General features: G+C 44.9%; 5 protein-coding genes. 2 read left to right on the top strand and 3 right to left on the bottom strand.

The genetic code is table 11. The features are described 5' to 3' along the window. Positions 1-47: 47 nt before the first annotated feature. The 3 genes from PY364_RS11530 to PY364_RS11520 form a co-directional block, all read right to left on the bottom strand. On the bottom strand, positions 48-1,238 hold the full coding sequence (locus tag PY364_RS11530; protein WP_275522663.1) for an NAD(P)/FAD-dependent oxidoreductase: 1,191 nt from the start codon (positions 1,236-1,238) through the stop codon (positions 48-50). Positions 1,239-1,391: 153 nt separating this feature from the next. Then, positions 1,392-2,987 carry a chloride channel protein gene (locus tag PY364_RS11525; protein WP_275522662.1) on the bottom strand — a complete coding sequence of 532 codons (1,596 nt, stop codon included), beginning with the start codon at positions 2,985-2,987 and terminating at the stop codon, positions 1,392-1,394. Between the two features lie 219 nt (positions 2,988-3,206). Beyond that, positions 3,207-4,658 carry a hypothetical protein gene (locus PY364_RS11520; protein ID WP_275522661.1) on the bottom strand — a complete coding sequence of 484 codons (1,452 nt, stop codon included), beginning with the start codon at positions 4,656-4,658 and terminating at the stop codon, positions 3,207-3,209. Positions 4,659-4,918: 260 nt separating this feature from the next. On the opposite strand from PY364_RS11520, the gene PY364_RS11515 reads away from it, so the two are divergent. Then, positions 4,919-5,362 carry an aspartyl protease family protein gene (locus PY364_RS11515; protein WP_275522660.1) on the top strand — a complete coding sequence of 148 codons (444 nt, stop codon included), beginning with the start codon at positions 4,919-4,921 and terminating at the stop codon, positions 5,360-5,362. A 70-nt stretch (positions 5,363-5,432) separates the two neighbouring features. Continuing rightward, positions 5,433-8,363 (top strand): excinuclease ABC subunit UvrA, encoded by a 2,931-nt coding sequence (uvrA, locus tag PY364_RS11510; RefSeq protein WP_275522659.1) that lies wholly within the window; start codon positions 5,433-5,435, stop codon positions 8,361-8,363. The last annotated feature ends 70 nt before the right edge of the window (positions 8,364-8,433 follow it).

The raw sequence follows: 8,433 nt of genomic DNA, 5'->3' as shown, positions 1-8,433 counted from the left end.
GTAAAGAAACCGCCAGGATGGCGGCGTTACGTATAACAACTAACAAATTACTTTACAAGCATTTCCTGAATTGGTCTAGCTATCCAATTAAAACCTACTTTGATTTGGTGATCTAATGTTGGCATTCGATAGAGATAAGCTAAGCGACGGGCTATGTGAGCCATTTGACCGTCCAGTTTAATTCCTAAGCCAGCAAAAGTAGCATTGTCAACTCCTAATGTTAACATTTCTCCTAGGGGCTGATAGCGGAAAGGAAGCAAAGGTCTATCGGTGAGGGATGCCCATATATTCCAGGCTGTGTAGTCAGCTTGCTGGAAGGCTACTTGAGCACTGGCGGGGACTTTTTGACCGTCAGCATCAACGCATTCAGCTATGTCTCCCAAGGCAAAGATTTCTGGGTTATTAACTACTTGTAGCGTGGATTCAACTATTAATTGACCCCGAAGATTTTGCTGGAGATGAAGTGCACGCACCGCCGGTGATACAATCATTCCTACCGTCCAGAGGACAGCATCTACTGGCAAAATGTCTATCTGTCCTTTGTAAGCTAGAGAAATTGTGTCTGGCCCGATAGCATCGACACTTGTTTCTAAGTCTATCCAGATACCGCGTTTTTCTAAGGCAATGTTTGCGGCTTCTCGGTTAAAATCTGGCGATGTTTGCAGGATTTTATCGCTTTGTTCGATTAGACGCAAGCGCCCTCTTTCGCCGAGGCGATCGCTCAATTTACAAGCTAATTCTACCCCAGAATAACCACCTCCCACGACGGCAATGCGAATTTTGTCAGATTGAGAAGTTTCTAAAATTCGCAGGCGTTCTTCGAGGCGGTAGGCATCGCTAATAGTACGGAATGGGAAAGCGTGTTCGGCTGCGCCACTAACTAAATTGAGGGGAGTTTCACCGCCAAGGGCCAAGACTAAGCGATCGCAAATAATTTCCGGGCCATCTTGCAACTGCACTCGTTTTTCGGCAATGTCGATCGCACCAACAGTACCTTGATAAAAGCGGATACCCGTATCTTTCAGCAATTCTGCAAAAGGTGGGGCAATTTCCCAGGTTTGTAATTCTCCAGTGAGGATTTCGTATAACAGGGGAGAAAACAGGAAGCGATCGCGTCGATCTACTAAAATGATTTCAGGTTTTTGATGCTTGGCAAAAGGTAATTGACTCAATCGCAGGGCCGTGTAGAGTCCGCCGAAGCCGCCACCGAGTATACAAATGCGGGGTTGTTGAGTCATAGTTTTTTCAGTCCGCGATTGGAATTTAAGAAGGAAGAGGGAAGAAGGAAGAGGGAAGAAGGAAGAGGGAAGAAGGTGTAATCGGTTTTTGGGTTAATAAAGATCGTAATTCTAGAATTTCGGTTTCAGGCTCTCGATCTAGTTTAATTTTAGTCAGGCTGCTGATTTTGTTTCAGGTAAGGGCTTAACATCTTCCGATAAACTTGAACTTGCTAGCGCCAATACAGGGATATCGGTATTATCTTGGCGATCGCTAATCTCTTCCTCCCTAGGAATTTGACAGGAAAGAATGCCATTGACAATGCGATCGCCAAAAGGTTCTTCCCAATTCTGCAACGGCTCTATAGGTTGCGGCGGCTGATTAACAGTCACATCCACCCCCATCTGCTGAAGGTTCAAGCTGTGAGTAGAACGACGGTTAACAAACTCCACCAGCCAAACACTCAATCCCACTGCTGCCATTAACGGCAACACAATCCTATAATCCCGCGTCAACTCAAACATCAACAGAATAGAAGTCAAAGGCGCTCTGGCACTACCTGCAAGCACCGCTGCCATCCCCACCATTGCATAGGCCGGAGGCCCCGCTACGTGACCGCTCATAGCTGGAAGCATTGCTAAAAAGATGCCATAAGCAGAACCAAGAGAAGCCCCTAGAAACATCGCCGGAGCAAAGATACCCCCAACCAAACCGCTACCAAGACTCACCGCCGTCATTGCCAGTTTTGCCCCTAACAGCAGCAGCAATAACGGCAAGGAAAACTTAACATCTTGAAGCATCGCTTCGACAGTTTCGTAGCCAACGCCCAGCACTTGCGGAAGTTGCAGGGCGACTAAGCCCACGCAGATCCCACCAATAATCGGGTGAATCGGGCGGGGAATCTGCGCCAGCCAAGCAAATCCGGGAATTTTTCCTTGAAAACAGCGGTCAGCGATTTGAATCGCTTCGGTGTACGCGAGGGAAACACAGCTAGCTAAGAGTCCCAATCCCATGTACAAGGGCAATTCCAGGGAACTGCGAACTTCGTAGACTGGAAGGGCAAAAGCTGGCTGAGATCCTAAACAGATTTGAGCAATTACTGCGGAGACGACGGCGGCGAGGAGGACAACGCTCACTGATGAAGTCGCGAAAGTGCTTCCCAACACGACTTCTAGGGCAAAGAACACTCCAGCAATGGGTGCATTGAACCCAGCAGCAAGTCCAGCAGCGGCTCCAGCTCCCAAGAGCAAGCGCTGCCGTTCTTGAGACAATTGCAGGACTTGAGCTAGAAGCATTCCAAAATTAGCACCGATTTCGACACTGGGGGCTTCTGGGCCAAGGGATGCACCTGTACCGAGGGAAACGGAGGCGGCTACCATCTTGGTAATAGGTTTGAGAGGGGAAAGTTCTTGCAAGCCTTGGGAAGCAGCAATTAGGGAGGACATATTGGGGCCAAAATCCCGGAACCGCCACCGCATTAAGCCAATGGCGACTCCGCCGAGGGTGGGGATGCAGGCTAAGGCCCAAGGGCTACCTCCACCTATCACCCCCATAAAGTCTTCCATCATCAAGATATGGATGAAGTGGATGAGGTAGTGAAAGGTGACAACACCTGCACCTGTAACTCCCCCTATGAGTAGGGAGAGGACAAGTAGGAGGGTTTCTGGGCTCGGATGCAGGCGATTGAGAAGTTGGGTTAGACGTGATGCACGGGTGGTGAGTGTTGGCGGGCAAGGGGGGCGCACGCCAACAGGAGGGATGGCAGTCATTGAGGAGCGCTTACTTTAGTGAAGAGTTTAGATATATTAAATTTTATTTCTACTTTTAATTTAGATTGATTTGACCAGGATTGACAAGTCATAAAGAAGGGGCTAGGGGCTAGGGGCTAGGGAAGAAGGGGCTAGGGGCTAGGGGCTAGGGGCTAGGGAAGAAGGGGAAGGTAAGTAGGAGGGATTAGCAATTACCAATTAGCAATTACCAATTAGCAATTACCAATCTATTAACTTTGGCATAGGTTGCTGATTCGGTGAAATTCTTTCTCTTGGTTTACTGAGAATCATCAGCGGATCGCCAATTGTTGTAATTTTCCAAGGGGCTGATTCTAACAGGCGAGTAGCTATTAGAAAAGGGACGGAAGCCGATAGGCGTTCAACTATTATTTTGGGCGGTAGGAATGCCGCCAAATATGGTTCATGCACGCTACCAACATAGGCATAAACTCCATTTTCTAGCCATCTTCCAGCAACAGTGTTTCTGTCGTCAGGCGAAGTCGCAGACCAACTGTGAATCAAGTGAATGGCTGCGGGTGATTTAAGTTTGGGAATATCATTTACTGAAGCGTCACCGCCACCAACAAAGAATGCGTCTTTATTGCCTTTAGAGTTGATGAATATCAAATCAAAATCCCATTCATGGGAAACTAAATTTCTCCACGTTTCTAAACTTGCTTGTGGTTGCTGTATGTGTTCAACACTAAAATCCATTCTATTTAATTGTTTTGTTGGTGCTTCTATTTCATATTTTTCCCAATTACCTTCTGGTTGATAACTGTCATAAAGCATTGCTGTTTTAAAATCTAAAAATATCGAACACATCGCTTGATAAACGCTGCGAAATTCTGAGCCATAAATCCACCCGACTGCTGCCCACCGATTGCCATTTGTATATCTAGCTAAACCGTCTGTCACCGCTAATTGTTCATCGGCTTTTTTCGGTGATTGATATTTGACTGCTAGTTGTCTTACCAGAGAGATTGTATCAATAGAATCCCCTAAATTAGCGTAAGGATAACCTGTAGTGTCTGCGGCTTTGTTAACTATTCTTTGAAGGCGTTGCCATTGGTCAAAATTGAGGGTATCGTTAGGTTGTCCAAAATTACCTTCTACAAAGACTAAGGGTTGACCGCGATCGGCGGCTAAAGCAACTGCTGCTGGCCATGCAGGGTCATTTACGGAGGAGATTACTACTCCGGGAGGTTCCCAACCAAGTTGTAGCCAGGTATTTTTTAAAGAGGGAATATCGGTTGCATTCCAGGCTGTTGCTAAAGCGCGAATGATAGATTCTTCAAGTTTTTTACCCTTGGGTAAGGGTTGTTTGACGCTGGGTAAACGAATTAGTTCAGCGGGTTTAAAACGCTGGATAAACATTGGGGTATATTTTTGATCTTCTATTAAGATCGGCCATCGTCCTTGGAGACTCCACTGTTGAATAGCTACTAAAAATGTGGCTGCGTCGGGAACTAGAACTATGCGGTCAACTGTGGGGACTCGATCGCGCAGGGTGGCGATGCGAAGACCGACTTTAACAGGCCAGGATTGGTATTTTGTTGATAGGGGAAGGGCAAAGGGACGTTTGAGGTAGCGATCTGCTAGAAAACCGCCGCCGGCAAGGCATAAAAATAGGGCGATGACTAGGAATCTGAATTTGAACTTTTTGCTCATGGTCTTTTTGGGACAATGGATTTTTTTAGGAAAATCGGTATTTTTATGATATCATAAATAGGGCTTATGCCAATCTATTAAACTTTTATAATGTATAATGTCAATATAACGTCAATAAGTATTCGGACATAAATAAACGTAATCATGTCATTGCGAGCCCAGCGAAGCAATTCGCAAGGCTTTGAGATTGCTTCGCTGGGCTCGCAATGACATTCTTTATTTTTGTCCAGCTACTTATAATGTCAATTTGTGGTAAAATCATGGAAACTGCTACTGACAACTCAATGGGGAAAGTGATAACGACGCTAGAAATTACAAATCGCCTAGATCAGGGTAAGGCTGAAGATGGTATGATCCCGCCTCACCAAGTAAGGTCTGTTACTGTAGAAAATGTCTTGGTGGATACGGGGGCAACCACTTTATGCTTACCTGCAAATATTATCGCCCAGTTAGGTTTGAAAATTCTCAAGCAAGTAGTTATTGAGACAGCGATAGGTATTAGCGAAGCTAGAATATTTCAAGATGCTAAAATTTCCCTATGCGGACGTGAGGGGACTTTTGAGTGTTTGGAATTGCCAGCAGGGAGAAATGCACTGTTAGGTGTAATTCCGATGGAAGCATTAGGAATTGAAGTTGATTTGAAAAATCAAAGATTGAAAGTTTTGCCCGATGGCCCGACTGAAACCTATTTGACAATCCTTTAATACTCCTGAGTTTGGATGTCAGTTATGGTATGCAGCGCTAAGATATTTAAGCAATATTTTTTACTGGATTATGCCTTCTACTGCCGAAACCTCGAAGAGTAACTTAAGTGCATCTCATAACGGGCAATCTGCCGTTAATTTAAGCCCAAATATCCAAAATTATATTCGGATTCGGGGCGCTAGGCAGCATAATTTAAAGAATATTGATTTGGAACTACCGCGCGATCGCCTGATTGTCTTTACTGGCGTGTCTGGTTCCGGTAAATCTTCCCTCGCTTTCGATACGATCTTCGCAGAGGGACAGCGCCGCTACATTGAGTCTCTAAGCGCTTACGCGCGTCAATTCCTGGGACAATTGGATAAACCGGATGTGGATGCGATCGAGGGGTTAAGTCCGGCGATTTCTATTGACCAAAAATCGACTTCTCATAATCCGCGATCGACTGTTGGGACTGTTACCGAGATTTACGACTATTTTAGACTGCTATTTGGGCGGGCGGGAGAGCCCCATTGTCCGATCTGCGATCGCAGTATTGCGCCACAAACGATCGATGAAATGTGCGATCGCGTGATGGCACTTCCTGATGGTACTCGCTTTCACATTCTCGCGCCCGTTGTCAGAGGTAAAAAAGGCACTCACCGTAAGCTGCTATCGAGTTTAGCATCCGAAGGCTTTATTCGGGTAAAAGTTGATGGAGAGGTGGTAGAACTCTCAGAAAACATCGAATTAGATAAGAATCATGCCCACAACATTGAGATTGTAGTTGACAGGTTAATTAAAAAGCCGGGTTTACAAGAACGTTTGGTAGATTCTCTCACTACTTGCCTGCGACATTCAAATGGAATTGCCTTGATTGAAGAATTACCAACCAAAGAAAATCCTCACACAAATCCCCCATTAATTTTTAGTGAAAACTTTGCTTGCCCGGAACATGGGGCGGTAATGGAAGAACTTTCACCCCGATTATTTTCCTTTAATTCACCCTACGGGGCTTGCCCAAATTGTCACGGTTTGGGCAATTTGCGAAGGTTTGCAGAGGAGTTAATAGTACCTGACGAACAAGCACCAGTTTACACTGCGATCGCACCTTGGGCCGATAAGGATAATACCTATTATTTTGCTTTGGTTTGCAGTGTCGCCAAAGCTTGCAGTTTTGACATCAATACCCGTTGGCATCAACTCACACAAGCACAGCAGCAAATTTTATTGCACGGTTCTGAAGATAATATCTTGACAGAAGGTAAAAGTCAACGTCGCTATCCCGGCGTAATTACAATTTTGCAGCGGCAATATGACGAAACTGGTTCAGAATTAGTTAAACAAAAATTAGAACAATATCGAGTCGATCGACCTTGCGAAGTTTGTCACGGGAAACGACTAAAACCCGAAGCACTTTCTGTACAATTAGGGCAGTATCGGATTTTAGATTTTACCAGTGTTTCGATTCGGGATTGTCGAGAAAAAGTTGATCACTTAAAATTAAGCGATCGCCAAGCACAAATTGCCGATTTAGTGCTCAGAGAAATCCAGGCAAGATTGCAATTTCTCCTCGATGTTGGCTTAGATTATCTTACCTTAGATCGACCAGCAATGACACTTTCTGGCGGCGAAGCACAACGCATTCGTCTGGCAACTCAAATCGGTTCTGGTTTAACTGGTGTCCTCTACGTTTTAGATGAACCTAGCATTGGATTGCATCAGAGAGACAATTCGCGCCTGTTAAAAACTTTAACAAGATTGCGCGATTTAGGCAATACTTTAATTGTAGTAGAACACGATGAAGAAACCATCCGGGCAGCTAATCATATTGTAGACATTGGCCCAGCCGCAGGAGTACACGGCGGGCGCATTGTTGCCCAAGGAAATTTAGAAACATTACTAGCAACAGAAGAGTCTTTAACTGGCGCTTATTTGTCAGGGAGAAAAGTAATAGAAACCCCGGCCCAGAGGCGCAAGGGTAATGGTAAATCGCTACTGCTGAAAAATTGCCGCCGTAATAACTTGAAAAATATTGATGTAGAAATTCCCCTAGGTAAACTTGTTTGTATTACGGGGGTTTCCGGTTCAGGTAAATCTAGCTTAATTAATGATTTACTCTATCCCTCTTTGCAACATTATATCACCCGGAAAGTTCCTTTACCAAAAGATATGGACGGCATCAAAACCAAGGGAGAAAAATCTTTAGAGGATGCGATTGATAAAGTCATTGTCATCGATCAATCCCCCATTGGTAGAACTCCTCGTTCTAATCCTGCTACTTACACGGGAGTGTTTGATGTAATCAGAGATATGTTTGCAGAAACTATTGAAGCAAAAGCGAGAGGTTACAAGCCAGGGCAGTTTTCTTTTAATGTTAAAGGTGGAAGATGTGAAGCTTGCGCCGGCCAAGGTGTGAATATAATTTCGATGAATTTCTTACCAGATGTTTACGTACAATGTGAGGTTTGCAAAGGTGCGCGATACAACCGAGAAACCTTGCAGGTTAAATATAAGGAGAAGTCTATTTCTGATGTTTTGAATATGACAGTAGAAGAAGCCTGTGAGATGTTTAAAAATATCCCCAGGGCGGCAAATCGCTTGCAAACTTTGGTAGATGTTGGTTTAGGTTATATTAAGTTGGGACAACCTGCACCTACTCTTTCTGGAGGAGAAGCGCAGCGGGTAAAATTGGCAACTGAGTTGTCACGTCGCGCGACAGGAAAGACGCTTTATTTAATTGATGAACCGACAACTGGTTTATCTTTTTATGACGTTCATCAGTTGTTGAATGTGTTACAGCGTTTGGTAGATAAGGGTAATTCAATCTTGGTAATTGAACACAATTTAGATGTGATTCGCGCTGGAGATTGGGTGATTGATTTGGGGCCAGAAGGAGGGGATAAGGGAGGTGAAATAATTGCTGTGGGAACCCCGGAAGATGTGGCAGAAAATGCCCATTCTTATACTGGTTTATACTTAAAAGAGGTATTACGGCAGCATCCGCCCAAGGTTGCTATTTAGCTACAATTAGACTTACGTAACGCCGCCTTCTAGGCGGTTAGGATACCGCCTAGAAGGCGGCGTTACGGGA

Origin of the sequence: Kamptonema sp. UHCC 0994, from assembly GCF_029167235.1 — a bacterium.
Taxonomy (GTDB): Bacteria; Cyanobacteriota; Cyanobacteriia; order Cyanobacteriales; family Microcoleaceae; genus Kamptonema.
The sequence above is the reverse complement of the archived record's forward strand: the minus strand, read 5'-3'. Positions and strand labels throughout refer to the sequence as shown.

What these genes read in the sequence shown, in the direction of transcription:
- PY364_RS11530 (WP_275522663.1), bottom strand. Translation starts at nt 1,238, where the DNA reads ATGACTCAACAACCCCGCATTTGTATACTCGGTGGCGGCTTCGGCGGA.
- PY364_RS11525 (WP_275522662.1), bottom strand. Translation starts at nt 2,987, where the DNA reads ATGACTGCCATCCCTCCTGTTGGCGTGCGCCCCCCTTGCCCGCCAACA.
- PY364_RS11520 (WP_275522661.1), bottom strand. Translation starts at nt 4,658, where the DNA reads ATGAGCAAAAAGTTCAAATTCAGATTCCTAGTCATCGCCCTATTTTTA.
- PY364_RS11515 (WP_275522660.1), top strand. Translation starts at nt 4,919, where the DNA reads ATGGAAACTGCTACTGACAACTCAATGGGGAAAGTGATAACGACGCTA.
- uvrA (WP_275522659.1), top strand. Translation starts at nt 5,433, where the DNA reads ATGCCTTCTACTGCCGAAACCTCGAAGAGTAACTTAAGTGCATCTCAT.